A 25,701-nucleotide genomic window follows, 5' to 3' on the forward strand; every position below is an offset into this window, starting at 1 on the left:
CTCGCGTTAGGGAAATCCTGCGGCAAAGCCGCCTGGAACGGTGTCATTCCTGCGCTGGATCGGGTGGTTGTCGACCGTCCGTCGTCGCTGCGGTTGGCCGTGCGGGAGGCGGGCGCCGTCGTCGTCCGTTACGGCGTCATCGGCTTTCGCGTCTGCCCCTACGGTGCGACGACTTCGATGGTGGCCCAGCGCCGGGTCTCGTCAATCGTCTGTCCGCTGGGCAATCCGTCCGGAGTGGCCGTCAGCACGCCGTAGGTTCCGGGCGCGATGTCCGGTGACAGGGTGATGGTGAAGCTGTAGTTTCCGGAAGGGCCTGCGTACGCGGACTGCTCGCCGATGATCGAGTAGTCCGTGCGTGAAGGCCCGAAAAAGACGGTGATCCGCTGGCCCGGCTGGTAGCCGCTGCCGGTGATGGTGAACGCTGTTCCAGCCTGGACGACGGTCTGCACAGAACCCCAGACGGGGCCAGGCGTCACCGTGTTGGGGGTTCCCGCGAAGGGGTTGGGCTCACCGTGGGGTGGCGGCACGAACGGCGTGCCCGGGTTTGGCTCGCCGTGCGGCGGCGGAACGAAGGGATCGCCCGGAGCAGTGGGGAGCGGCTCGAGGGGCGGTGCAGGTTCCGCGGGAGCTTCTGTGGCGGGCGGAGTGCTTGGCTCGTCGCTGGGCTCCGGAGACGGCTCGGTGCTCGGCTCAGGGGTCTCTGCGGGTTCCTCTGTGGCGGTCTCCTCCGGGGTGGGAGTTGCGGACGGCGATGGAGAGGCGGAAGCGGTGGTGGTGCGGGCTTCGGGTTCACCGGTTGCGTTTGTGCAGCCCACAAGAAGGAGCGTGGTGGTGACAGTGAGGGCGAGGACTGCTGGGAGCTTGGACAAGAGACCGTACTTTCGGAACGAAGTAAATAAGAGGTGGCATGGAATCGCCAGGCAAGAAACCCTGCAGTGCTGCATCCCCACTGACGGACTTTACTGCCCCGGATGCCTGCCCAACAGCACGGAATCATCACGTGAGCAAACCGTTATGCGGCGGCTGGTGTCGCGTTCATGCACCCGACGGGAAATCTCCGGTGGCGGCCAGCCGTTCAGCCACCGTGGTCAACCTGACGTTGGTGGTAGAGCTGACCTTCGACAGCACAATGAACGCCTGCTGCGCTGTGATCTTGTAGCGCTCCATCAGTATTCCCTTGGCCTGTCCGATCAGATCCCGTGACGCGAGGGCGTCATGCAGTTGGTCGATTTTCTGGGTATCGGAGAACGCCATGGCTGCATGGGCCGCGACGAGAAGACCAATATGTTCGGATTCCTCATCGAACACGTCGGGGCTGCGGCTCAGCAGATTGAGTGCACCCAGATTGTCGCCTTCTACGAACAGTTGAAATGACAGCATGCTTGCCGCTCCGAGGTCCGCGGCCCCCCGGCTGAATTCCGGCCAGCGCTTCTCCTTCCGAAGGTCCGTCACGAGCACGGTGGTGTGGTCGAAAGCGGACTCAATACACGGCCCCTGCTGCAGTGACTCCTGCAGGGCATCAATCAGGCGGGGCAAGTCGTCCGAAGCGGCATGCGACTCAATCTTCGACCGCCCGGTGACCACGCTGATCGACGCTTCTTCGGCTCCCGGGATCATCTCGATAGCAGCGCGGACCATGTGCGCAAGAACAGCTTCCTGGCCGTCCTTGGTGTGTAGCGAACGGGCAAGGTCTCGCATCTGTTCGGCCAAATCACCGTGCACCGAACCTGGTGTATCTTCGAACTCCCGGTCCCGGTTCTCGTGCGAAATACTCATCACCTCATTATTGTCCTCGTGAGCGCGGCACGGTCTTTTCCCGGCGCTCATTACGGGGCACACGTGGGTTGTGCTCTTCTCGGAGCGGTCAAGCAGCGCACTGTCCCGGGGAGGGTCACGAGGTCAACCGCGGGGGAATGTTTCTCCGGACCCTCACGCCGTCCTCATTCCGTGGATTCCTCGGCCCCAAGGGCCTTCAGCTGCAGCCGGATCAGGCTCGGCGCGCCGGCTTCAAGGCTGTCCACGCTCAGCTGGATCTGGTGGCCTTCGTAGCTCGCGAGCGCAGAACAGACGCTGCTCAGGCCGATGGATTCGGGGCCTCTCTCGCAGGTTCCTTTGAGCTCGAACTCCCAGCCGGAAGCCTCCGCCAAGCGCAGTACGTCTTCGGCTTCCAGCACCCGGTCAGCCTGCCACGTGCGGCTGAGGGTGGGGCAGGACTTGTTGTTGAAACAGATGAACCGTTCCCGCTCGACGTGCTGGGACACCACGGTCCAGCCATGAGGGATTTTCAACTGATCGGCCACGGCTCCCAGCTGCACAGCTACCGAATCGTGGTGCGCCTTGACGAAGAAAAAGGCGCCGGCCCAGACGAGCATCATGATGAGACACAGCCGAATGGCCAGTTTCCGCATGATTTCCCCCGAGACCGATCGAAGTTTTGTCGAGCATATAGAGGGCGCGGGTGGTGCGGGAAGCGTCGTGACCTAAACGATAGGTTTGCACTTGGACCCGTTCACCCGCCGTTGGGCGCCGGACGCGCAGGCTTCACGTTCAACACGAGCATGCTGTCCGCACCTTCATCACCAGGAACGCGCCCGCCCAGGCGAGGATGATGCCGATACACAGCCAACCCGCTACTTTTCTCACGCAATCCCCCAAGGACGTCCCGTATGGTCGCCAACCTACCGGCGAAGTCTACGCACCCGCGTCCGCCGCCGTCGTCGTTCTTGTGCCCAGCCATGGTCAGATGTACCGTCGATGGGTATGGTAAGCATACTGATGAATTGATCGTTCATCTGATGTTCCAATCCTAAGGAGACGCTATGAGCACGAGGATCGAGAAGCAGATTATGGTCAACGTTCCAGTGAGCGTGGCCTACAACCAGTGGACACAATTCGAAGAATTTCCCCACTTCATGAGCGGGGTGAAGAAGGTTGAGCAGCTGACCGACGACCGCCTGCAGTGGGTTGCCGAAATCGGTGGCGTGAAGCGCGAGTGGGAAGCGAAGATCGTTGCTCAGGAGCCTGACCGCCGCGTCGCCTGGGCAGCCACCGAGGGCGCCACCAACGCCGGAGCCGTCACGTTTGAGGACGTCGGCGGAGGCCAGACCACCATCCGCCTCGAGCTTGAGTACGAGCCCGAAGGCATGATCGAGAAGATCGGTGACAAGCTCAACGTCGTCGAGAAGGAAGCCGAGGGTGACCTCAAGCGCTTCAAGGAATTCATCGAGGACGAGGGCTATGCCACGGGCGCCTGGCGCGGGTCCGTCGCCGGTGACACCATGGGTTCCCCAACCGTCACCGACGCCGCCGCCTCACGCGGGGATAGCGGCAAGGCCGGTATCTCGGGCAAGGCAGCAGCCGCAGGTGTTGGCGTGGCCGCCGCAGCCGCCGCCGGTGTCGCGGCAGCAGCGGGAAGCAAGAAGAGCACCGATACGGAGGCGACCACTGTTGATGTACCGGTGGTTCCGGTTGAGGACACCACTCCCCCGGATGTCACCCCTGTTGTCGGCGGCGCTCCTGTGGACGTGGCACCCGAGACCGCATCCGAGCGGCCCCTCGGTGAGCCCTTCGACCAGACCAACGGACTTACCGACACAACCGGCGACTCCGACGGTCTCGCTGCCAGCGACACCCGCAGTGCAGTCGAGCGTGACGAGGATGATCGGACGGCCGACGGCTACATGCCTCCGGGCAGCCGCCCCGGCGCACCGTAACTCTCACACCCATCACGGCGGCTTCCTTCGGGAGGCCGCCGTGTGGCGTTTAAGGTGCCTGTATTCGAGGTGCTTTGCTTCTCAGAACAACCACGGCGGCTATCAGGGCGAGGGCGGCGACCAGTCCCAATAACATCGCGGGCCCGCCAATGTTTTCGATGGACCCCGCGTGCACGCAGATGCCAGCGACCGTCAATGCCGACAGACACAGCGACGCTGTCATCACATCGATCCACCGCTGTGAGCCATTGGTTAGACTCTGTCGCCTTCTCCTGGCCGTAAGTCGCCATGCTGCCAGCAAGGCAAGCTCGAAGAAAGCGAGCGCAACCACAACTGCAGTGAGATACGGAATCTCCAGGTACGCAACCTCGGGGTAGCGCTCAGCAGCGTCAGCGGCAATCTGCGGAACAACCACGAACTGAGCCAGCAAGGAGCCAACTGCCAGAGCGCCGATGAGGATTCGGGCGAGTGCAATGTGGTGTCTGGTCATGCTTCGATCATCGTCCCAGCCAGCTTCACTGTCCCTCATCAGGGTCCTTCCACCCGCCGCGGTGGGACATTGACGGCACCGCAGGCTCGGGTGCCCTCCAGATGACGATCAGGGCCGTGGCCAGTGGACCCACCACAAGCGAGACCAGGAACCACACGCCCCGCGAACGATTCTTCTGTTCCGCAAGACCCGCGTTGATCAGGGCCAGTGTGAACCAGAAGAAACTCGAGCTCACGTACTCATCCATCGCTCCACCCCCATGAGAGACCATCAGGCATAACGCCTCGAGCCTAGCGGAGGGTCTGGACCGGGACCCGCAGGACCGTCGCTAGACGAGCGGAGGCTTCTTCGCTTCAGCGATGCGGGCAAAAGCATGAATGTCGAGCACTTCACCGCGGGCGGAGGGGTCCACGCCGGCCCGGGCCAACGCCTCACCCGCAAGCACGCCGCTTCCGGCCCAACCGGCCAGGGCGGCACGGAGGGTTTTTCGTCGCTGTGCGAAAGCGGCGTCGATGACGGCGAACACCTCTTCGCGGGAGGCCGTTGTGCGGGGCTGTTCATGCCGTTCGAACGCAACCAGCCCGGAGGCGATCTTCGGCGCCGGCCAGAAGACGTTCATGCCGATCACTCCGGCTTTGCGCATCTTGCCGTACCACTGGGCCTTCACCGACGGCACGCCGTAGACCTTGGAGCCGGGCGGGGCGGCGAGTCGGTCCGCAACCTCGTCCTGAACCATCACCAGTCCATGGCGCAGCGACGGGAAATGTGCCAGCAGATGCAGCACCACGGGGACGGCCACGTTGTAGGGAAGGTTGGCCACCAGGGCGGTGGGTTCGGCGGGAAGTTCGGTGATGCGCATGGCGTCGCCCTCCACCACGTCGCAGAACGCGGCCCGTTCCGGGCGCCACCGCGCAATGGTCTGCGGCAGGCGTGCAGCCAGGACCGGATCGATTTCCACGGCCACCACGCGCTGCGCGGCGTCCAGCAGGCCAAGGGTCAGTGACCCGAGCCCGGGGCCAACCTCGAGCACCGTTTCCGCGGGATCAACGGCGGCAACCGAAACGATCCTGCGGATGGTGTTGCCGTCAATGACAAAGTTCTGGCCGAGCGTCTTGGTGGGACGGATCCCCAGTTCCTCGGCCAGTCGGCGGATTTCGCTCGCGCCCAGCAGGGCCTGTGCCGGGGATGAGCTCGCCTTGTCATTCACCTAGACATCGTAACGGGACCTGCGCCGGAGGCCGGCAGCCGAGGCCGGAACGCAGCAGCGCCCCTGCCGGAATCGGCAGGGGCGCTGGGAAAGCCGCGGAAGGAGTCGCTTACCGCAGGCCGAGCTTCGAAGAGCAGGAAGGCCAGTGGCCCCAGCCGCCGTTCTGCTTGAGCACCTCGGCAGTAGCGATCTGCTCGGCGCGCGATGCCTGGTGCGGCAGCGGTGCGTACTGGCCGCCGCCGGCACCAAGCCAGCTGGACTGGCTGAACTGCAGGCCGCCGTAGTAACCGTTGCCGGTGTTGATGGACCAGTTGCCACCGGACTCGCACTCGGCGAGGGCATCCCAGGCGGCGCCGCCGGATACCACTGCTGCCGGAGCGTGTGCGGGCGTTTCGATCTCCGCCGGAGCGGCGGCCTCGGCTGCAGCCTCAACTTCGGCCTCAGGCGCCTTATCCTCTTCCGGCTCGGGCGTCGGCTCCGGCTCTTCCTCCCGGGTGCCGACGGCGATAATTTCCTCGACGGGCTCGCGGGTGACCTTATCGCTCACGTTCTCCCTCTTACTCTCCTTGCCGTCAATGACGGTCACGGTGAAGACGCGGGTGCGCTCGCCTGCAACCCCGGCCTGGACCACTTCGCGTTCGCCGACGAGCAGCTCCTCGGTTTCCTTTTCGGTGGAGGTGAAGTCGATCGTCTCGGTCTCGGTGATCTTCTTGCCGGTCTCAACTCGGGTGACCTTGAGCCCCATGCCGGTGACCAGCGAGCTGTTCACCGGAACCGAGACGCGGTCTTCCTTGCCGAGCGTGACCTTCGCTTCTTCGAGAAGGTCCGCCACGGTGTTCATGGTGGTTTCGATGCGGGTGCTCTTGCCGTCAACAGCGAGGGTGACGTTCTTCGGCGTCGAAATGCTGAGGGTGGAGCTGAGGGTGACCAGCCTGGTTTCGGCCGGTGCGGAGATGTCCGAGTCGCTGGCCACGCCGAGATCATTGACGAGCTCGCCCACGGTCTCTCCCGTGGTGTGGACAATTGTTTCGGCTCCGTTGAGCCGGACGTCCACGGCGGTGGCCTTGTTGACCTGGATGGCAGCGCCGTCGTCAACCGGGGTTGCAAGAGCCGGGTACACGTCGTCGTTCGCGGTGACCGTCACCTCTGCGGTCCGCAGGACCTCGGCCACGGTGCCGCCGAAGGTCTGGACGGTCTGTGCCTGCCCGTCAACCACCACCTGCACGCTCTTGCCGTTGCCCACGAAGGCCACCAGTCCAACCACCAGAGACAGCATGACCACGCCCTGTCCGGTCAGGACAGCCCAGGCCTTTGCATTCCGCCTGGCTACTCGCTTCGCCACTCTTTTTGCCACAACGTCCCACATTCCCCGCAGTATCCGGGCACGGGGAGAGCGCGCTCTGGAGCCGGCCCGTTTGAAGGGGCAGCAGAGAGTGCACAGGCAAATGAACGACGGCGGAGGGCACCTCAAGCGCACCTCTGACGTTGAGCTGAGCACACCTGACATGCCTCATTCAGGCGCGGCTCAACGCCAGCGGTAATACACAAGGAACCCGTCCACAGCGGACGGCATCAGTCCGAAAGCCTTCCCCGACCCCGGCTAATAAGAGTTCACCGTAATCCAACCGTGATAATAGGGCAAGCTCCGGGCCTGGACTTCTACCGGTCCTGTTGGCCGTCCTTCAGTGAAGAAGATTTGGTGGCCGCCCTTGAACTGATGCAGCGACCCGCGGCAACGGTCGATCTACCCGCCCACGACAGGGCCTTCTGGGAGAGGCACTCGGGAATTGCGAACCGTACGGCATCAGCGGAGGCATCGGTCGGGAATGTCGTTGCGCAGGTGCGCCTTGAGGCTGATGCTCTGACAGCCGAGGAGGTGGCGCAGCGCCTCCAGATCGACGCATCCACGGTTCGGCACTATCGGCGTGAGAAGAAGCTGCACGCCTTCACCATGGGTGGCAGGCTGCGGTTTCCGCTCTGGCAGTTCACCAACCATGCGGCGCTGCCGTCCATTGGCCGGGTACTGGCAGTCCTGCCGGAAGATATGCATCCGCAATCTGTGGCCGGGTTCTTCACCACACCGCAACCAGACCTAATGCTGGACGGCGCAGCCGTGTCCCCCCGTGAATGGCTTCTCGGAGGCGGATCAGTCGATCATGTGGTCGGACTGGCGGAGGACCTGGCGGCCGGGCGCTAATGCCGGGTCAGTACCCGCCAAGTGTTGCCGAACTTCGCCGCATCGGCTGTGACACCCACCTGCTCAGTCAAGGGTCGGTGCTCTGGAGAGTCCACTTCACAAGCTCCCCACACCCCACAGCGTGGAATGGCCTTCGCACGTGGGGGCCCGTACGCAGCTCACGCTGGGACCCGCATCCCGAGCCCGCTCAGGATCACGCACCTCTCGGCGCCGCGTATCTGGGCGAAAGTGTGGACACCTGCCTCGGCGAGGTATTCCAACTCACCCGCTTCGTCGATGTCGATCGGCACGCCCCCTATGTCACGGCAATCCGCACCACGGTCGATGTTAGCTTGGCCGACCTCACCGGCCCATGGCTGACACGCGCCGGCGCCTCCGCACAGGTTGCCCTCCAGGAGAAGGAGCGCACCCGTGCCTGGGCTCGGGCCATCCACGCGGCATGGCCGGATCTCGACGGCGTGCTGGCTCCCTCGGCTCAGCTAAGCCCCAATCAGCTCAAGAGTGACATCAGGAAAGGCATCGGCGAAGTGGCCCAGTTTCCACCGGTCGCCGAAGATCGCGATGCATTCGCCGTCCGACCGCCGCAGTATCTCCCCGCCCCGGAAGGAATCGGGAAGGGAACTCGGTGCAGCCGGGATGCGGCGGGCAAGGGTATAGGACAGCTGCTCCAGGGCAACCGGCGCGTTGAACTCGGTCCGCATGCGCTGTTCCGCCACCTCGAACTGGAGCTGCCCGACGGCGGCCAGCACCGGTGCCTGGTCACCCCGCAGCTCGGAGCGCAGCACCTGGATGACGCCCTCATGATCGAGCTGCTCAATGCCGCGCCGGAACTGTTTGTACCGTCCGGGGTCTTTGGCGCGCACGGTGACAAACAGTTCGGGCGAGAAGTGCGGGATCTCCGGGAAGGTCACCGGCTCATCCTGGTAGAGGCTGTCCCCTACCCGGAGGCTCGTCGCGTTCACCAGCCCGACGACGTCTCCTGGCCAGGCCTGCTCCACGGCTTCCCGCTCCCGCCCCAGAACGCGGTGCGCATACTTCGTGGCGAAGGGCCTGCCGGTCCGGGAATTGGTGATGACCATCCCCCGCTCGAATACGCCGGAGCAGATTCTGAGATAGGCGATGTGGTCACGGTGGGCGGTGTTTGCGCCGGCCTGGACCTTGAACACGAAGCCGGAAAACCCCGCTTCCAGGGGGCGATGGGCACCATCCGCCGTCACCCGGGGCGTTGGCGCTGACCCCACGTCCACCAGCAGGTCCACCAGCTGGCGTACGCCGAAGTTCCGGGCGGCCGCAGCGAACAGGACCGGAGTCTGCTGAGCTGCGGCAAACGCTTCAGTGTCGAAGTCTCCATTGGAGGACGCCACCAGGCCCAACTCTTCGCTCGCGACGTCCCACACCTGTGCGGAGTGTGGATCGAGGTCGGCGGGATCGATGGTTGTTTCCCGTGCCGGCTGTGCGCCTCCCTCGACTGCTTCCAGCGCGATCGAGCTGGCGGTGCGCACGTCGAGCAGTCCCTCAAATTCGCCAGCAATGCCTGCGGGCCAGGTCAACGGGACCGGAACCATGTCGGTGCGCTCGCCGATCTGGTCAATCAGCCCCAGCGCGTCCAGGCCGGGCCGGTCCCACTTGTTAACCACAGTCACAATGGGAAGCCCACGCTGCTTGCAGACCTCGAGCAGCTTCACGGTCTGCGGCTCGAAGCCCTTGGCGGCGTCGATCAGCATCACGGCGCAATCGACCGCGGCGAGGACGCGGTACGTATCCTCGGAGAAATCCGCGTGACCGGGAGTGTCCACCAGGTTCAGCACGGTATCGCGATACTCGAGCTGAAGTGCCGCCGAGCTGATGGAGATGCCGCGCTCGCGCTCCATGCCCATCCAGTCCGATACCGTGCCATGACGGCTGGACTTGCCGTGGGTGACCCCAGCGTCCTGGATGGCGCTCGCGTACAGAGCCAGCGCCTCGGTGAGCGTGGATTTTCCCGCATCCGGGTGGGAGATGACAGCGAAGGTGCGCCGCCTGCGCGCCTGCTCAGCGATGGTGGCAGGGCGTATCGCCTCCGAGATGGTGGATGTGCTTGTCATGGGTTCCTCTTTCTACCTCTGAGGACTCCAACAGACCCCGAAATACCTCGACTTAGTGCTTCTTCGGCCGTGCAATGGACGTGCCCGTGCGAAGAAGGTTCTCAACCATCATCTCGCGTTCAGCGGGCATCGACATCATCGATCGGTTTGGGATCTCACTCCCACTCACCGTACGCACGGCGGCTGTTCGCGTTGATGGTCCGACACAGCTCCTCGAGGTCGGTACCCAGATGGTCGGCCATGAACCGCACCGTGTAGGCAACGGCGTAGCTCGCGTTCGGCTGGCCACGGAACGGATGCGGGGTGAGAAACGGTGCATCGGTTTCGGTCAGGATCAGCGAGGGATCCGCCACGTCCAGCGCTTCGCGCAATCCGCGGGAGTTCTTGAAGGTGACCGTGCCGGAAAAGGACATGAACCAGCCGTTGTCATTGCAGATCCGCGCCAGGTCGGCGTCACCGGAGAAGCAGTGGAAGACGACCCGCGCGGGAGGTTCCTCCGAGCGCAGGACCTTCACGACGTCGTCGTGCGCGTCCCGGTCATGGATCTGCAGCGCGAGATCAAGCCGGCGGGCAATGTCCAGGTGCCGCCGGAAGGAGTACTCCTGCCGTTCGCGGCCGTCCTCACCGGTGCGGAAGTAGTCCAGTCCGGTCTCGCCGATCGCCCGGATGCGGGGGTGCTCCGCGAGGTGCTCGATCTCGGCGAGCGCATCCTCAAGCGTGCCCGCCTCTGCAAGGACGGGTGCTTCATTGGGGTGGATCGCCACGGCGCCCAGCAGGCGGGAATCACGGTTAACGGCGTCGACGGTGAAGCGGGAAGACTCCACATCCGTGCCCACCTGCACCGCGAAACCGACGCCGACGGCCTCCGCCGCGTCCATCGCGTCCGTCGCGCTGACGGCAACCTGCCCGTCACGGAAATCAAGGTGCGTGTGGTTGTCCATCACCGGGAACGGAAGCGGCTCCGGTGCCGGCGGATAGTCGAGTTTCCGGCTGCGGCCGCCGGCCTCGGGAGCACGTGACCTGCTGGAAGAACCTTCCGCTGAGGTCTCAACGGGCGTCTCAACAGGGCGGTACTGAACGGGGATCGAACTGGTGCACATGGTCCAACCCTAGACTTTCCTTGCAAAACCCAGCGGAGCTCCGGTGCTCCCTCCTGATCAAAGGAACTTTCCGCCACGAACCCCAGTTGTCCTAGTAGTCTTGAGCTAGTTAGCAACCGTTGCCCCGCGCGTGTTTCACTGACGTATCTCCACACCGAGGTGGTGCCTACGTTCCCGGCAGCGTCTGACGGAAGGTATCGATGGACGCCCACAACCAGTACGCCACTCCGAACGGCACGGCGCCCAGCGCTTCCACAGGAACAAGTGCGGAGGCCGCCCGCCCGCCGATGACGGGCGAGACGTTCCACACCACCAGCACGCGCATCCTGCAGTCCATCAACACGGTGATTGACGGCAAGCCCGACGCCGCCCGGTTGGCTTTGACGGTGCTGCTCGCGGAGGGGCACCTGCTGCTGGAGGATGTGCCGGGCGTCGGCAAGACCATGCTGGCCAAGACCCTGGCGCGCACCATCGACTGCAGCGTCAACCGCATCCAGTTCACGCCGGACCTGCTGCCCTCGGACGTGACCGGCGTATCCATCTACAACCAGGATTCCCACCGGTTCGAGTTCCGGCGTGGGCCGGTGTTCGCGAACATCGTGATCGGTGACGAGATCAACCGCGCGTCCGCCAAGACGCAGTCCTCGCTGCTCGAGTGCATGGAGGAACACCAGGTCACGGTGGACGGCTCCACCCACCGCCTGGCCGAGCCGTTCATGGTCATCGCCACGCAGAACCCGATCGAGATGGAGGGCACCTACCCCCTGCCCGAAGCCCAGCGCGATCGCTTCATGGCCCGCATCTCCATGGGCTACCCGGACATGAGCTCCGAGATGGAGATGCTGGAAACCCACCAGTCCGTCTCGCCGCTGCGTTCCATTCAGCCGGTTGCCGGTGTTGAGGACGTTGCGGCGATGATCCGCCAGGTCCGGCAGGTGTACGTCTCCCCCGCGGTGAAGGAATACACGGTCGGGATTGGCCATGCCACCCGGCAACACGCCCAGCTCCGGCTCGGCGCCAGTCCGCGCGGCCTGCTGCAGCTGCTGCGGGCGGCGAAGGCCGGCGCAGCACTGGAGGGCAGGGACTTCGTTCTTCCGGACGACGTCGCAGCCGTCGCCGAAGCCGTTCTGGCACACCGGCTCATCCTGGACCGCAAGGCACTCAGCTCCGGTGAGACGCCGTCGTCAATCATTGCCGGCATCCTCGCCCGCGTGCCGGTGGCACGTGACGCCGCGAGCGCCTCCTCCCGAAACGGCTGACACCATGGCCCTGGTCGAGCGGCTGCCCCGGGTCCTGACGGCCCGCGGGTGGGGCCTGGCTGCGGCCGGCGTGCTGTCGCTCCTCTTTGCCCAGTTCCTCGGCCGGCGGGACCTGCTGTATTTGGGCATCCTCCTGGTTCTCCTGCCGCTGGCGTCCGTGCTGGTGCTTCACCTCGTCAAGCCGCGGTTCACCGTGCACCGGACCTTTGCACCGCAGAGTATGGAAACGGGGTTCACCACCACGGTGACGCTGTCGGTTGCCTCCGACGGTCCGCTGGGCGGTTCTGTGGTGATGCGCGAGCAGCTGCCGCAGCGCTTCGGCGACGCCCCCGAATTCCACTTCCCCGCCCGCCACCCCACTCCCAGCGGGGTGAGCCTGTATGAGTACCGGCTGCGCTCGGCAGCGCGTGGAGTGTACGACGTCGGCCCTGTCACCGCCGGCTTCACCGACCCCTTTGGTCTGGGCATCTCCCGCCACACCCTCGGTGGAACCGACCGGCTGGTGGTCACGCCCAGCCCGCTCGATCTGCCCTATTCTCCGCTGACGGGTGTCCGTGGGACGGACGGCAATGCCGTGACCCGCCGCAACGCCAACCCCAGCGACGATGACGTCATGACCCGCGAATACCGCCACGGCGATCCCATGCGCCGGGTGCACTGGGCGGCGACGGCCCGGCACAACGAGCTCATGGTGCGGCAGGAAGAATCCGTCACCACGCCCGAGGCCACCCTGATCCTCGATCAGCGGCAAGCCAGTTACGGGTCGGGGTTCCTGTCCGCGTTCGGTGGGGATCCGGACACCGACTCAAGCATGCTGTCCTCGCCCACGTTCGAGTGGGCGGTGGTTGCTGCTGTCTCCATTTCGGCGCACCTGCTGGAGCGCAGCTACGCGCTGCGGTTCGTCGACGAGACGGGTGCGCCGGCCCTGCAGCGATCGGTGTCTGCGCCATGGCCCGGGGATGAGGAGTTCTCCGGGCCGGCCGGGCTACACGGAATAGCGCAAGGGCTGGCCGCGCTGGAGTTATTGCCGGATCCTGCGAAGCGGTCCACGTCGTCGCAGAAGCGGCGGTCTGTTTCTGCGCGGTCTGTGCCTGACCGGTCTGTCTCTGACCGGGCCGTGTCTGGCCGGTCCGTGTCTGCGCGGTCGGTTGCTGACCGGTCCTCTGCTGTGCCGTTTGGCGATCCGATGCTGGATAAGCTCGCGGGGCTGAAGAACCGGGGGCCGCTGATTGCCCTGCTCGGTGCAATTACCGAGGATGAGGCACGTGATCTGGGACAGGCAGCCGAGTACGGCTCGCAGTCCCTCGCCATCCTGGTCAGCGAGCGCCCACGGGACCTCCACTCGGTCATGGACATCCTCCGCAGTGCCGGCTGGCACGTGGTGGCTGTGACTCCGAACGCGTCTGTCGCGACCGCCTGGGCGCATCTGGACACACCGCCCGCCACCGTGACCTCCTCCACAGCGAAAACTACTCTCCGCTCAGGAGCTTCCTCATGACCGCCACTCTCTTCCGGCCTCCAGCCGACGGACAGGCACAACGTGTTCTTCCCAACCGGCCGGCCGCTACCCGCCGGAGCCATTGGCACCTGCTGGTTACGGCGGCGTCGTTCGGGGCTGTGATGTTGACGTCCATGAGCCTGTCCGGAGTAATCTTCGGCTGGACCTGGTTCACGCCCGTCCTGGTGACGGTGGGAACGGTGCTGTTCTTCATGGCGCTGACCCGTGTTTCGCGTCTTCCCTCCTACTTAGCTCCCCTGGTGGGCATCCTTGCGCTGGCGGGTTCGTTGATCTGGCAGTTCTTCCCGTCACAGAGCACCTTTGGCTTTTTTCCGGGAGACGGATTCGTTGGCCGGCTGACCATCCTGCTGGGGCACGCCGAGAACACCGTGGTGTCCCAGGTGGCGCCGGTGTTGCCAACGGCCGGGCTCTTCCTGGTGGTCTGTGCCGGCATGGGGCTCATTGCCGTCCTCGTGGACACCCTCGCCACATCGTTGCGTATGCCGGCCACCGCCGGACTGGCGCTGCTGGCAGTGCTGGTGGTTCCCGCCGTCGTACGTATCAACAGCGTTGGCGTGCCGGCGTTCGTTGCTGCGGTGGCGGGTTTCCTGCTGCTGCTGGGCTGTGCGCACTGGCGTGAATCGCGGTGGGAATCGGCGTCGTCGGGCGAGTTGTCCGGTGCCCACCTGACCAGGGGACTGACAATCGGGGCGCTGGCGCTGGGCATCGCCGTCGTGCTTCCGCTGGCCATTCCCGGCTTCAACTCGGGGGCGTTTCCGCAGGGTGCGCGGGTGAACCTGTGGGGTGCAGCGACGGGGCTGAATCCGATTGTCACGCTCGGCAATGACCTGCGCAATCCCAACGGGTTCGGACGGATCGAGTACTCCACCACGTCCGATGACCCGCTGTATCTGAGGTCTGTCACGCTGGAGGACTTCAGCGGTCAGCGGTGGGAGCCTGACCAGCGACTGGGCCAGCGGGTGGCCGGTGTGGAGGAGCTGTTCTCCGAGAATCAGCCGTTTGCGGCGACCACGCTCACGCGGGTCAGTACGGACAGCTTCACCAGCCCGTGGCTGCTCGCGCCGTATGCCCCGGTGTCCGTCGAGGGCCTCAACGGGCGGTGGGCCTATGATCCGGCGAACCTCAGCATCCTTGCAATTGACGGCGGCTCAACGGCGCAGCAGGAATACCTGATCCGCAGTGCCGAGCCGGTGCTGACTCGCGAGCGGCTCCAGGCCATCCCGCCGGCTGATCCCGAGTCCGTACCCGAGCAGTTCCTCGCGCTTCCCGATTCGGTGCCCGGCATCATCGGCGAGACCACGGCAGCGGTAGTGGATGGAATCAGCAACCCGTATGACCAGGCGATCGCCATCCAGCAGTTCCTGCGCGGACCGTCCTTTGTGTATTCGGTGGATGCGCCCGTAGACGGCGGGTATGACGGCAACAGCCTGGACGTAATGGCGCGTTTCCTCGAATCGAAATCCGGGTACTGCGTGCACTATGCCGGAACCATGGCAGTGATGGCCCGGCAGGCAGGGATCCCGAGCCGGGTGGCCGTGGGCTACTCGCCCGGAACGCCGACCGGTGACGTTTCGCGTGGACCCAACGACGAACGGTTCGTCGAGTTTTCGGTCAACTCCAAGGATGCGCATGCCTGGCCGGAGCTGTACTTCGAAGGTGTCGGCTGGGTGCGGTTTGAGCCCACTCCGTCACGCGGTTCGGTGCCCGAGTACGCGTTCTCAACCGTGGTGCCTACCGGTCCCGTACCGAACGAAGGCAATCTGAATCCGAATGCCCTGCCGGGGACGCCGTCCACCGCGACGCCCTCCCCACCGGCTGTGGAGGAGGAGTCGCCGCAGGCGGTGCGGGAGAGTGCCGAGCGCAGTTCCGCGCTCGGGGTGATCCTCGGTGGAGTGCTCGTACTGCTGGCGTTGACGCCGATGGCCTTGCGGCGGATGCGGACCCGGCGCCGTCGTCGTTCTGTCACTGCCAATACTGAAGGAGTGGGGTCAGCAACAGTGGCGTGGGCGGAAACCGTGGAGCTGGCCGCCGACTACGGATTCCCTACCATGCCCACCGACACACCGCGGACGTTCGAGCAACGGTTGCGGGCCGGATTCGATGAAGCTCCGGCTGCGGCGCTGGCCCGGCTGCGGCGCGCCTATGAGGAAGAAGAGTATGCGGAATTCGCCGCCTCAGGTGCGCAGCCACGGACGGCGAACAGTTGGGATGACGTCCAGGCCGTCACCGACGCGCTGCATGAATCTGCGACTCCTGCGGCACGGCTGCGGGCCCGGTTCTGGCCCCGCTCGCTGTCGCAGCCGTTCGGGGCGCAGCGGAGCGAAGAGGTTGTTGCCGCTGCTGCCGCTTCGCGCTGAGTCGCGGGCCATCCTGCCCACCTTCTGAACGCACCGACGGCGTGTCGGGATCAACACGCCGTCGTTCTGCGGCTTCACAGGCCAGAAGGCGGGCAATCCGGGCCGGGCCTGAACCTGAAAGTGGGGAATCCGGGCCGGGCCTGAACCTGAACGTGGGGAATCCGGGCCGGGCCTGAAACGGAAACCGTAGCGGCTTAGCCCGCGGGGTTCAGCTCGCGGTCGGGTCCGCGATGCCCACGTACTGGGTGTAGAGGTATTCTTCGATGCCCTCGTAGCCGCCCTCGCGTCCCAGGCCCGACTGCTTCACCCCGCCGAACGGAGCCGCCGCGTTGGAGATGACGCCGGCGTTGAGGCCGAGCATGCCGGTGTCCAGCCGCTCGCCCATCCGCAGCCCACGGTTCAGGTCGCGGGTGAAAACGTACGCCACGAGTCCGTATTCGGTGTTGTTGGCCAGCCGGACGGCGTCGTCTTCAGTGGAGAAGGTGACAATCGGCGCAACGGGACCGAAGATCTCCTCCTGCAGGATGCGGGAGCCGGACTGTACATCCGTGAGCACCGTCGCAGGGTAGAAGTAGCCGGGACCGTCCATCGGTGAACCGCCGGAGAGGACCTGTGCGCCGTCGTCGACCGCGTCCTGCACCAGGGAGTGCACGTTGTCGCGGCTCTTGCCGTCGATCAGCGGGCCAAGCTTCGAGCTGTCTTCGGTTCCGCGGCCCGGCGTGACGTCCTTCATGCGGGCGGCGAGCCTGTCAGCGAATTCGGCGGCGACGGACTCGTGCACAATGAACCGGTTGGCTGCGGTGCAGGCCTCGCCCATGTTGCGCAGCTTGGCGGCCATGGCGCCCTCGACTGCCTTGTCCAGGTCAGCATCCTCAAAGACCAGGAACGGTGCGTTTCCGCCGAGCTCCATCGAGGTGCGCAGGACGTTCTCGGAGGCGTCGGCCAGCAGCCGGCGGCCAACCGGCGTCGAACCGGTGAAGGAAAGCTTGCGGAGGCGGCTGTCCTTGATGAGGGGTCCGGTGACGCCGCCGGCGTCGGAGGTGTGGACGATGTTGAGCACGCCGGCGGGCAGGCCGGCCTCTTCGAGGACCTTGGCAAACAACGACGACGTCAGCGGGGTCAGGTTCGCAGGCTTCAGCACCATGGTGCAGCCGGCGGCGACTGCGGGTGCGATCTTGCGCGTTGCCATGGCCAGCGGGAAGTTCCAGGGCGTGATGAGCAGGCATGGGCCCACGGGCTTCTTGTTGACCAGGATGCGGGATTTGCCGTCCGGGGCTGTGGAGTAGCGGCCGGACATCCGCACGGCTTCCTCGGAGAACCAGCGGAGGAACTCGGCGCCGTAGGTCACTTCACCGCGTGCTTCGGCGAGAGGCTTGCCCATTTCCAGGGTCATGAGGAGCGCAAAGTCCTCAGCGCGTTCGGTGACGAGCTCGAACGCGCGGCGCAGGATCTCACCGCGTTCGCGGGGAGCTGTTGCGGCCCAGCTGTCCTGTGCTTCAACGGCGGCATCCAATGCCGCCTTGCCGTCTTCGGGGCTGGCGTCGGCGATGGTGAGGAGGGTCTTGCCGGTGGCGGGATCTTCGACGTCGAACGTCTTGCCGTTCGAGGCGTCACGCCATTCGCCGCCGATCAGCAGGCCGGTGGGGACCGAGGACAGAAGTTCTTGTTCGCGCTGGGCGGTGATAGTCATCCGGAAGCCTTTACGATCGACGATGGGGAGTGCAGGAGTTCTTGAATCTGGCCTTCACGCTAGCCCTGCGTTTTGGGCCCTGTCCATACAAATCTGCACCACGCGATCCCGGATCTGCTGTTGCAGTGCACAGCTGCTGGTTTCCCGCTGTTGGTTTCCCGCTGTTGATCTCTCGCTGTTGGTTATGTCCGCGAGGCCACCACCGCGGCATACAGCTCCCGCTTGCTGACGCGCCGGTCTTCGGCAACGGCGGCAACGGCCTCCTTGAGCCGAAGCCCTTGGCTCATCAACTCGTTGACGGCATGGACGTGGTCTTCCGGTTCGGTCGGCGCATCTGCCGGAGCACCGCCGACGACGACGGCGATCTCACCCCTGATCTCGTTGCCTTCCACCCACTCGAGCAGGTGCTGCAGCGGTCCTCGGATCACCTCTTCATAGCGTTTGGTGAGTTCACGGGTGACGCAGGCCTGCCGGTCCGGCCCGAATTCGGAGTGCAGAGCGCGGATCATCGCTTCGAGCCGGTGAGGTGCTTCAAAGAACACCATGGTGCGGCGTTCGGTGCGCAGGTCGGCAAGCCTGGCGGCGCGTTCGCCGGTCTTGCGGGGCAGGAACCCCTCGAAGCAGAAGCGGTCGGTGGGAAGGCCGGAGAGGGCGAGTGCCGTGAGCACGGCGGAGGGTCCGGGGGCGACGGTGACCGCAATATTCCGTTCGGCTGCGGCTTCGACGAGGCGGAAACCGGGGTCGGAGACCGAGGGCATACCGGCGTCGGTCACGAGCAGGAGGGTTGCACCGGCGTCAACGAGGTCCAGCAGTTCGGGGGTGCGTGAGGCTTCGTTGTGCTCGTGGTAGCTCAGGGTCCTGCCGCGTGGGGTCACCTCGAGGGAGCGGATGAGCCGCTGCAGGCGCCGGGTATCTTCGGCGGCGATGACGTCGGCGGATTCGAGGAGCGACACCAGCCGGAACGTGGCGTCGCCCATATTTCCGATCGGTGTGGCAGCCAGGACAATGCTGCCGTTTCCGGGGATCAGCGTCCGGGCACCGGCATCTGGGGAGGTGAGGTTTTCCGGAAGGAGCGGGGCGTCGTCGCCGGAATGTTCCGTCTTGTCCGTAGGTTCTGTCACTGGTTCAGCCTAGCTGTCCCGGAACTGTCAGAGCCGCTCGGTACGATGATTCCGTGAGCCAAACCACCACTGCCGCAGCCCTCCCCGAGGGGTCTGGGCGGCAGTGGGTCGTTTCGGCGCGTACGGCGTTTGCCGAGCCGGTGCTGCGGCGCCGTCTGCTGGGAGATCAGCTTCCGTTCGGTGTGTGGGGCTGGCTCATTCCGGTGGTGGTGGCGCTGATCGGCGGGGTGCTGCGGTTTGTCCGGTTAGGTGAGCCCGGCACTCTGGTCTTCGACGAGACCTACTACGTCAAAGACGCCTACTCCTACCTGCAGTCCGGGTATGAGCGCGAGTGGCCGGAGGAGGCGGACGAGTCCTTCAACGCCGGCAATCCCGGGGTAATCCTGGAGACGGCGGACTATGTGGTGCATCCGCCGGTCGGCAAGTGGATGATCGCGTTCGGCATGCTGCTGTTCGGGCCGACCAATCCGTTTGGCTGGCGGTTTACGGCGGCGGTGGTCGGTACGCTGTCCATCCTCGTCCTGGCTCTGGTGGCGCAGCGGTTATTCGGGTCGGTGGTGTTGGGCGGTATTGCCGGGTTGCTGTTGGCGGTCGACGGGCATCATCTGGTCCATTCACGGACGTCCCTACTGGATGTTTTCCTCATGTTCTGGGTACTGGTTGCGTTTGCGCTGCTGGTGCTTGACCGGAACTGGGCGCGGCGCCGGTTGGCGGTGCTGATGGCCTCTCTGGCGCGTGAGCGTGGCCAACCCACGCGGGAGCAGTTGCTGTATGGGCCGTGGCTGGGATTGCGTCCGTGGCGGATTGCCGCTGGTGTGGCGCTCGGGTTGGCGCTGGGTACCAAGTGGTCGGCGCTGCCCTACGTTGCGGTGTTCGGCCTGATGACCGTGCTGTGGGATATGGCCGCCAGGCGCACGGTGGGGGTTCGGCGTTGGGTGCGTGGCGCCGTCGTCCGTGATGGTCTGCAGGCGTTTGTCTCAATTGTGCCGGTGGCGCTGCTGACCTATCTGGCAACGTGGACCGGCTGGTTCCTCTCCTCCGATGCGTATGACCGGCAGTGGGCGGCGGACAATCCCGACCCGCTGTGGGACTGGGTTCCCGCTCCCCTGCGCTCGCTGGCCGAGTACCACCGCAGTGCGTACACATTCCATGAGGGGCTCAGTTCTGAGCATCCGTATGAGGCAACGGCGTGGTCGTGGCTGGTGATGGGGCGGCCGACGTCCTTTCATTACCAGTCGGACGGGCTGACGTGTGGGGCTTCGGACTGTTCACAGGCCGTCAGTGTGGTGGGAAACCCGCTGATCTGGTGGGGCGCTGCGCTGTCGCTGCTGGTGGTGCTCTTCCTTTGGGTTGGCCGGCGTGATTGGCGGGCAGGTGCCATCCTCGCCGGTGTCGCTGCCGGGTATCTACCGTGGTTCCTGTTTCCGGACCGCACCATGTTTTTCTTCTATGCGATCGTGTTTGAGCCGTTCCTCGTCCTGGCACTGGTCTATGTGCTGGGGCTGATTCTGGGCCGTCCCAGCGATCCGCCGTGGCGGCGCCGGAACGGTATTCTGCTCGTGGGGGGATTCGTTGTGCTGGCAGTGCTGGTATCCGCGTTCTTCCTGCCCATCTGGACGGCTGAAACCATCCCCTACAACCAGTGGCGTCTGCGCATGTGGATGCCGAGTTGGATCTGACCCGGCATAGGTTGTCAGTCCAGGCGCCAGTTGTCCGTTCGCACGTCACCACCGAGGGAAGCGAGTTGCACGTCATGCGGGAATCCTCCACCGAACTCATGGTCGATCTGCCGGCCGAGTCCAACGTCACCGACCTCCTCCTCACCCAGCACAAACGCGCTCCGAAGGCCCCGCTGTATGCGGTGAAGACGGATGACATCTGGAAGGACGTCAGTGCCGATTCCTTCCTGGAACAGGTGCGTTCGCTTGCAAAGGGGCTTCTGGCGCGCGGCGTTCAACCGGGTGATTCGGTGGCGGTCATGTCGAAGACACGCTATGAATGGACCCTCGCTGATCTTGCCATCTGGTTTACCGGAGCCGTCACGGTGCCCATTTACGAAACATCCTCGGCACACCAGGTGAGTTTCATTCTGAAGGACTCTGCCGCCGTCGTCGTGCTCGTTGAGAACGAGGAAAAAGCGGCAGTGGTACGCCAGGCTGCGCCGGAAGCGCAGCTCGTGCTGATGAATTACGACGACGGCGCTGCCTCCTTTGCATCGTTGGCGTCTGACGGGGAGTCCGTCAGCGACGAGGTGCTCGAGTCTGCGCGGAGCAGCCGGGTGCTCGAGGATGTGGCGTCGCTGGTCTATACGTCGGGGACTACCGGGCATCCCAAGGGGTGCGAGATCACGCACGGCAACTTTGCACTGTTTGCTGTGAACACCATCGAGTTCCTGCCGGAGCTGCTCAAGCAGGAAAATGCACGGACCCTGATGTTCCTGCCGTTGGCCCATGTGCTGGCGCGTGCGGTTCAGCTGGTCTGTCTTGGTGCCGGGGTGAAGCTTGGCCACACGTCCAATGCGGTTGAGTTGCTTGACGATCTCGCTGCGTACAAGCCAACGTTCCTGCTGGTGGTGCCGCGCATCTTCGAAAAGATCTACAGCACCGCTTCGCAGAAGGCTGAGGCGGCCGGGAAGGGCAGGATTTTCCGTGCGGCGGATGCCACTGCGGTTGCGTACTCAAAGGCCCTGGATGCTGCGGCGCGGGGTGGAAGCGGTCCGTCGCTGCTGTTGCGGGCCCGTCATACCCTGTTTGACCGGGTGCTGTATCCGAAGCTGCGGGGAGTTTTCGGTGGTGAGGTGGTGCATACGGTGTCGGGCGCTTCGCCGCTCAGCGAGCACCTGACGCACTTCTTCCGTGGCGCCGGGATCAACGTGTTGGAGGGCTACGGTCTGACCGAGAGTACTGCTCCCTGTACCGCGAACACGGTGTCGTTGACGCGGGTCGGTTCGGTAGGCATTCCGATGCCCGGGACCACCATCCGTGTCGATGACGAGGGCGAAATTCAGGTCAACGGCGTTGGCGTCTTCAAGGGGTACCACAACAATGATGTGGCCAATGAAGAGTCATTCACTGAGGACGGGTTTTTCCGTACCGGTGACCTTGGATCACTGGACGAGGACGGTTTCCTGCGGATCACCGGCCGGAAAAAGGACCTTCTGGTGACCGCTGGCGGCAAGAACGTTGCGCCGGCGCCGCTGGAAGAGAAACTCCGGGAACACCCGCTGGTGGCGCACGCGCTGGTGGTGGGCGACAATCGTCCGTTCGTTGCTGCTTTGGTGACGCTCGATGCTGAAGCTCTAGAGAGCTGGACGAAGGCGAACGGGGCCGATGCTAGTGGGGCGTCGTCGGCAGGGTCGTCGGGTGGGGTTTTGTCGTCTGCTGCCTTGCGAGCGGAACTGCAGACGGCTGTCGATGCTGCAAACGAACTGGTGTCACGTGCCGAACAGATCCGGAAGTTCGACATTCTCGATACCGAGTTCACCGTCGATTCCGGCTACCTCACGCCCACCCTGAAACTGAAGAAAGCGGCAGTGTTGACCGACTATCGAGAGGCTGTGGAGAAGCTCTACTCCTGATTCAATCCTGCTGCCGTCGTCGGGTCTTGCCGTCGTCGTCGTGCTTTAGATGCCGTTGTTGGCCCGCCGTGCTGCGTAGGCGTCGGCGGACTTTTCCCGGCGGGCTTTCGTGGGCCAGGTGAGGACGAGCGTGAGTACGGCACCGATCAGTACGATGGCGCCGACGGTTGCCGCAGCGTCGATCCAGAACTGGGCTGGGAAAAGTCGGATGAGGGTGTCGTCGAGGCGGAACGTCCAGGTGCCGTCGGCGAAGAAAAGTGCGTGGACCTGTGTGAAGAAGGTTTCCCAGGCCAGCACTCCCGCTACGGCAAGGCCTATTGCGAGAACGAGCGTTGCAACCGCCCCTGCGAACAGGCCGCGACGGATGCCGCCGGGGTAACGGCGTGCCAGATAGATGCAGGCAATGATCGTGAGGATAGCGAGGACGGTTGCAACGACGAAGCCGGTCGACAGGACACCCTTGACGTCAGCCATGTGGCCGACTTCGCTGTCGAGGAAGAGCTGGTCGCTGTCGGTGTTGACGAGGTCGCCCAGGTACCGGGCGGGAGCCCAGTTGAGGATGTAATCCATGGCGTATGAGCCATAGGTCATCCGGTCCTCGGTGCTGAATCCGTAGCTGTCGGCAGGGAAGCCTGGGCGGTGGTATTCGACCCAGAGGAACAGCGGCGTGGTGACAGCCCGGACCGCAGCGGCGAGAAGAATGATCGGAAAGAACAGGGCGACTGCGACCTGCAGGATGCGGGGCAGCAACGGTTTGGCGGCGGCCGCCTCGTCACGCTGAATTGCCCGCCGGTTGACCTCCTCTTCGGGAGGTCGGATGGCGAGCGATGAAGTGTCGGGGGTGGCGTCGTCGTTGGTTGCGTCTCTGGTTGCGTTGTCGCGGGTTGCGTCCTCGGCAGTTGCTGCACCGGTGGACCCGCCTGAGGTTCTTCCCACCGGGATTGCGGCGATTTGTTGTGTCGCGGGCGATGACGGATCGGCTGTGGGGTGGTCCGGTGGCGAGTAGACCCCTCCCCCGTAGCCGGACCCGATGGTGATGGGATTTTCTTGTCCGGTCGATGTGATTTCGGGTTCGGCAACTCCATGAGAATCACCGCTTCCAGGCGACGTTGTTGAAACGTGGGTTCCAACCGGGGCCGGAGTAACGGAAGTGTCGGTCTCGTTCTTGTCTTCGGTCTCGGCTTCGACCTTGGCCTCGGCCTCGGTCCCGTTCTTGTTTTCGGTCCCGCTCTGGGAAGCCGGCGTGTAAGCCGAAACGTTGGGAAGGGTACTGGCCTTCCGCATGGGGAAGCCGCTCTCACGAAGGCGGGTTGAACCACCGCCGGGCTGGTCCGAGCGCAGTGCTGCGCGGCGCTCGCTGCCTGCGGACCCGCTCTGATTTTCGTTCTCAGCTTTGTCAGCCACGACTATCTCCTTGCATGGAATTCCTACTTAAGACAGTACCCGGGTGGACTGACAGCGCTGATGTCGGCCACGCCGCCAGGCAGTTCTCCGCGATCCGGAACGCGATTCCAACCGTTCGCTCTGGGCATAATCGAGCGGCTGCCCGGACGATCCGGTTTTGTCAGTGGCGGGTGATGAAGTGGGTTTATGAGGTTTTCCGAGGAGTTCACGCGAGGAGCGTTTTCCGAGGAGTTCACGCGAGGAGCTGCGAGTAGTGCTGCCGGCACTGCCGGTGCCTCCCGCGCAGGCTCCGCTGGCGACGGCGCCTCCCGTGTAGGCTCCGCCGGCACTTCCGGTGCCTCCCGTGCAGGCTACGCCTGCACTGCCGGTGCGTCCGGTGCAGGCTCCGCTGGCGACGGCGCCTCCTGGTCAGGACCATCGGAGCCCGGTTCCAGCCGCACAGGCTCCTCCCAGAAGGAGCCTTCCTGGACTGAACCTCAGGATTGGACCGACGTTCCGTTCAGCGGGGCGTTCGAAGGCCAGATATGGGAAGGAACAGACGAACCCGCACCATCGGGTCCGTGGGGTGTTGTTGAGCTGTCCCCTATGAGGGCGTTGGAAACGTTGACCGACGCAGTGGACACTTTGGAACGGTTGAATCAGCTGCAGTGCTGGGCCGATGCCCAGAAAGCCCGGCTGGTGGACCGTATCCGTGAGCTTTATGAAGGCGATGTGCAACCGGCCAACGAGGGGCAGGCCCGCGCTCAAGCGCAAGCCGATCAGGACGAGTTCGTGTTGTCGCTCGCGGCCGAAGAAGTCGGCGCGCTGCTACGGATGCCGTCCGGATCTGCCAAGAATCTCGTGGCCCAAAGCCGCTTGCTGGTCAACCACCACAAACGCACGCTGACCAGCATGGAAGCGGGCAGGCTGTCGTGGCGGCATGCGAGCACCATCGTGGAGGAATGCATCGGTGTCCCGGCTGATTCGGTGGCCCGGTTTGAGCAGCACCTTGTCGAGGTGGCTGAGCAGTCCACGGTCGCGAAGCTGACTCGGCGAGCCCGTGGACTGCGGGAGATCCTGCACCCCGAAGCTGCACCGGTCCGAAAAACCCGTGCCGCTGCCGAACGCCGGGTCATCCTCGAGCCCGGCACTGACGGAATGGCCTGGTTAAGCGCCCACCTGCCGGCGGAACAGGCGTCTGGGATCTACGGCCGGATCGACGCCGGAGCCCGGGGACTCCAGGCACCGGATGAGGGGCGCACTCTCTCTCAACTCCGTGCCGATGTCTTTACCGACCTACTCACCCACACCTGTGCTGGAGACATCAGCACGGGAACCGGGTTCCGTGGAATCAGAGCCACCGTCCACATCACCGTGCCCGCCCTCACCCTGCTGGACCAGATGCCAGGGTGCGGTGGTGGACGAGACGACGCGGACGCAGATGCAGATGCAGATGCAGATGCAGATGCAGATCGCACCCCGGGCGGTTACGGTCTGCCAAACGGTCATATCAACATCGGTTCCGGTACAAGGCGAAGCCAGACTGGCTACGCCGTCCTGGAAGGCTACGGTCCGATCGACGCGGAGACGGCAGCACGTCTCGCAGGACACGCACCCTCATTCACCCGGATCCTGACGCACCCCGAAACCGGGGCGGCGCTCTCCATCGGCCGGGCCTCCTATCGGCCACCGAAACACCTCCAGGACTGGGTCCGAGCCCGGGACAAGACCTGCAGACATCCCGGCTGCAACCGGACAGCAAAGGCAACAGAAATCGATCACACCGTCCCTTGGCAAAAGGGCGGGCGCACGGACCACGACAACCTTTCCTGCCTGTGCGCCAAGCACCACATGTTCAAGACACAAGAACAGTGGGACTACAGCCAGCCCGAACCGGGGACCATCATCGCCATCTCACCGGCGGGCAAAACCTACACCACCAGACCACCGCCCTTTTAGACACCCGCCGGGGGTGCGGGGAACCGGAACGCACTGCACAGTCGG

At 64.6% G+C, this 25,701-nt stretch carries 20 protein-coding genes and 1 pseudogene; 9 read left to right on the top strand and 12 right to left on the bottom strand.

Annotated features, from left to right (window positions below):
- Positions 1-158 precede the first annotated feature (158 nt).
- The 3 genes from ASH00_RS12135 to ASH00_RS12145 form a co-directional block, all read right to left on the bottom strand.
- On the bottom strand, positions 159-869 hold the full coding sequence (locus ASH00_RS12135) for a hypothetical protein (RefSeq protein ID WP_056548807.1): 711 nt from the start codon (positions 867-869) through the stop codon (positions 159-161).
- A 166-nt stretch (positions 870-1,035) separates the two neighbouring features.
- On the bottom strand, positions 1,036-1,776 hold the full coding sequence (locus tag ASH00_RS12140) for a GAF and ANTAR domain-containing protein (protein ID WP_082566089.1): 741 nt from the start codon (positions 1,774-1,776) through the stop codon (positions 1,036-1,038).
- 164 nt (positions 1,777-1,940) lie between these two features.
- Positions 1,941-2,408 (bottom strand): hypothetical protein, encoded by a 468-nt coding sequence (locus tag ASH00_RS12145; protein ID WP_056548809.1) that lies wholly within the window; start codon positions 2,406-2,408, stop codon positions 1,941-1,943.
- A 411-nt stretch (positions 2,409-2,819) separates the two neighbouring features.
- On the opposite strand from ASH00_RS12145, the gene ASH00_RS12150 reads away from it, so the two are divergent.
- The gene (locus tag ASH00_RS12150; RefSeq protein WP_056548812.1) at positions 2,820-3,713 is read left to right on the top strand and encodes an SRPBCC family protein; all 894 of its coding nucleotides are present in this window, start codon (positions 2,820-2,822) and stop codon (positions 3,711-3,713) included.
- Between the two features lie 49 nt (positions 3,714-3,762).
- Here the strand turns inward: ASH00_RS12150 and ASH00_RS12155 are convergent, their stop codons facing one another.
- From ASH00_RS12155 to ASH00_RS17165, 4 genes are all read right to left on the bottom strand, one after another.
- Positions 3,763-4,203: a DUF2975 domain-containing protein gene (locus tag ASH00_RS12155; protein ID WP_162252855.1), complete on the bottom strand. Its 441-nt coding sequence runs from the start codon at positions 4,201-4,203 to the stop codon at positions 3,763-3,765.
- A gap of 25 nt (positions 4,204-4,228) precedes the next feature.
- Positions 4,229-4,438, bottom strand: a complete 210-nt coding sequence (locus ASH00_RS12160) for a hypothetical protein (RefSeq protein WP_235563285.1) — start codon at positions 4,436-4,438, stop codon at positions 4,229-4,231.
- Positions 4,439-4,531: 93 nt separating this feature from the next.
- The gene (gene rsmA, locus ASH00_RS12165; protein ID WP_082566090.1) at positions 4,532-5,410 is read right to left on the bottom strand and encodes a 16S rRNA (adenine(1518)-N(6)/adenine(1519)-N(6))-dimethyltransferase RsmA; all 879 of its coding nucleotides are present in this window, start codon (positions 5,408-5,410) and stop codon (positions 4,532-4,534) included.
- Positions 5,411-5,519: 109 nt separating this feature from the next.
- Entirely contained in the window at positions 5,520-6,776 is a 1,257-nt protein-coding gene (locus ASH00_RS17165) for a transglycosylase family protein (RefSeq protein WP_082566091.1), read from the bottom strand.
- Positions 6,777-7,109: 333 nt separating this feature from the next.
- Between ASH00_RS17165 and ASH00_RS12175 the strand changes: the two genes are divergently transcribed.
- Positions 7,110-7,607, top strand: a complete 498-nt coding sequence (locus ASH00_RS12175) for a helix-turn-helix domain-containing protein (protein WP_056548816.1) — start codon at positions 7,110-7,112, stop codon at positions 7,605-7,607.
- Positions 7,607-8,038 (top strand): annotated as a pseudogene (locus ASH00_RS17245) (RES family NAD+ phosphorylase); the annotation flags it as partial. The gene ASH00_RS12175 and the pseudogene ASH00_RS17245, both read left to right, overlap by 1 nt.
- A 48-nt stretch (positions 8,039-8,086) precedes the next feature.
- On the opposite strand, the gene ASH00_RS12185 reads toward ASH00_RS17245, so the two are convergent.
- Together ASH00_RS12185 and ASH00_RS12190 are read right to left on the bottom strand one after the other, a co-directional pair.
- On the bottom strand, positions 8,087-9,691 hold the full coding sequence (locus tag ASH00_RS12185) for a peptide chain release factor 3 (RefSeq protein WP_056548821.1): 1,605 nt from the start codon (positions 9,689-9,691) through the stop codon (positions 8,087-8,089).
- A 155-nt stretch (positions 9,692-9,846) separates the two neighbouring features.
- The gene (locus tag ASH00_RS12190) at positions 9,847-10,791 is read right to left on the bottom strand and encodes a TatD family hydrolase (protein WP_056548822.1); all 945 of its coding nucleotides are present in this window, start codon (positions 10,789-10,791) and stop codon (positions 9,847-9,849) included.
- 200 nt (positions 10,792-10,991) lie between these two features.
- Here ASH00_RS12190 and ASH00_RS12195 point away from each other — a divergent pair, with 200 nt between their 5' ends.
- Genes ASH00_RS12195 through ASH00_RS12205 form a run of 3 tightly spaced genes read left to right on the top strand, consistent with a single transcriptional unit; the run spans position 10,992 to position 15,926 of the window.
- Complete coding sequence (locus tag ASH00_RS12195) at positions 10,992-12,050, top strand: AAA family ATPase (protein WP_056548824.1); 1,059 nt, start codon at positions 10,992-10,994, stop codon at positions 12,048-12,050.
- A gap of 4 nt (positions 12,051-12,054) precedes the next feature.
- Positions 12,055-13,548: a DUF58 domain-containing protein gene (locus tag ASH00_RS12200; protein ID WP_056549264.1), complete on the top strand. Its 1,494-nt coding sequence runs from the start codon at positions 12,055-12,057 to the stop codon at positions 13,546-13,548.
- Positions 13,545-15,926 carry a transglutaminase family protein gene (locus ASH00_RS12205; RefSeq protein ID WP_056548826.1) on the top strand — a complete coding sequence of 794 codons (2,382 nt, stop codon included), beginning with the start codon at positions 13,545-13,547 and terminating at the stop codon, positions 15,924-15,926. Before ASH00_RS12200 ends, ASH00_RS12205 begins: the two co-directional genes overlap by 4 nt.
- A gap of 208 nt (positions 15,927-16,134) precedes the next feature.
- On the opposite strand, the gene ASH00_RS12210 is transcribed toward ASH00_RS12205, so the two are convergent.
- On the bottom strand, positions 16,135-17,616 hold the full coding sequence (locus tag ASH00_RS12210) for an NAD-dependent succinate-semialdehyde dehydrogenase (protein WP_056548827.1): 1,482 nt from the start codon (positions 17,614-17,616) through the stop codon (positions 16,135-16,137).
- A 182-nt stretch (positions 17,617-17,798) separates the two neighbouring features.
- Complete coding sequence (gene rsmI, locus ASH00_RS12215) at positions 17,799-18,644, bottom strand: 16S rRNA (cytidine(1402)-2'-O)-methyltransferase (protein ID WP_056549266.1); 846 nt, start codon at positions 18,642-18,644, stop codon at positions 17,799-17,801.
- Positions 18,645-18,790: 146 nt separating this feature from the next.
- On the opposite strand from rsmI, the gene ASH00_RS12220 reads away from it, so the two are divergent.
- Together ASH00_RS12220 and ASH00_RS12225 are read left to right on the top strand one after the other, a co-directional pair.
- Positions 18,791-20,416: a dolichyl-phosphate-mannose--protein mannosyltransferase gene (locus ASH00_RS12220; RefSeq protein ID WP_442854355.1), complete on the top strand. Its 1,626-nt coding sequence runs from the start codon at positions 18,791-18,793 to the stop codon at positions 20,414-20,416.
- A 74-nt stretch (positions 20,417-20,490) separates the two neighbouring features.
- Positions 20,491-22,314 (top strand): AMP-dependent synthetase/ligase, encoded by a 1,824-nt coding sequence (locus ASH00_RS12225; protein WP_056549268.1) that lies wholly within the window; start codon positions 20,491-20,493, stop codon positions 22,312-22,314.
- Positions 22,315-22,359: 45 nt separating this feature from the next.
- Here ASH00_RS12225 and ASH00_RS12230 read toward each other — a convergent pair whose 3' ends face one another.
- A complete protein-coding gene (locus ASH00_RS12230) occupies positions 22,360-23,718 on the bottom strand; it encodes a TIGR01906 family membrane protein (RefSeq protein WP_056548831.1) in 1,359 nt (452 codons plus the stop codon).
- Positions 23,719-23,904: 186 nt separating this feature from the next.
- Between ASH00_RS12230 and ASH00_RS12235 the strand changes: the two genes are divergently transcribed.
- A complete protein-coding gene (locus tag ASH00_RS12235; protein WP_056548833.1) occupies positions 23,905-25,656 on the top strand; it encodes an HNH endonuclease signature motif containing protein in 1,752 nt (583 codons plus the stop codon).
- Positions 25,657-25,701 lie beyond the last annotated feature (45 nt).

Source organism: Arthrobacter sp. Soil782 (genome assembly GCF_001428435.1).
In the GTDB taxonomy this organism is placed as follows: Bacteria; Actinomycetota; Actinomycetes; order Actinomycetales; family Micrococcaceae; genus Arthrobacter_D; species Arthrobacter_D parietis.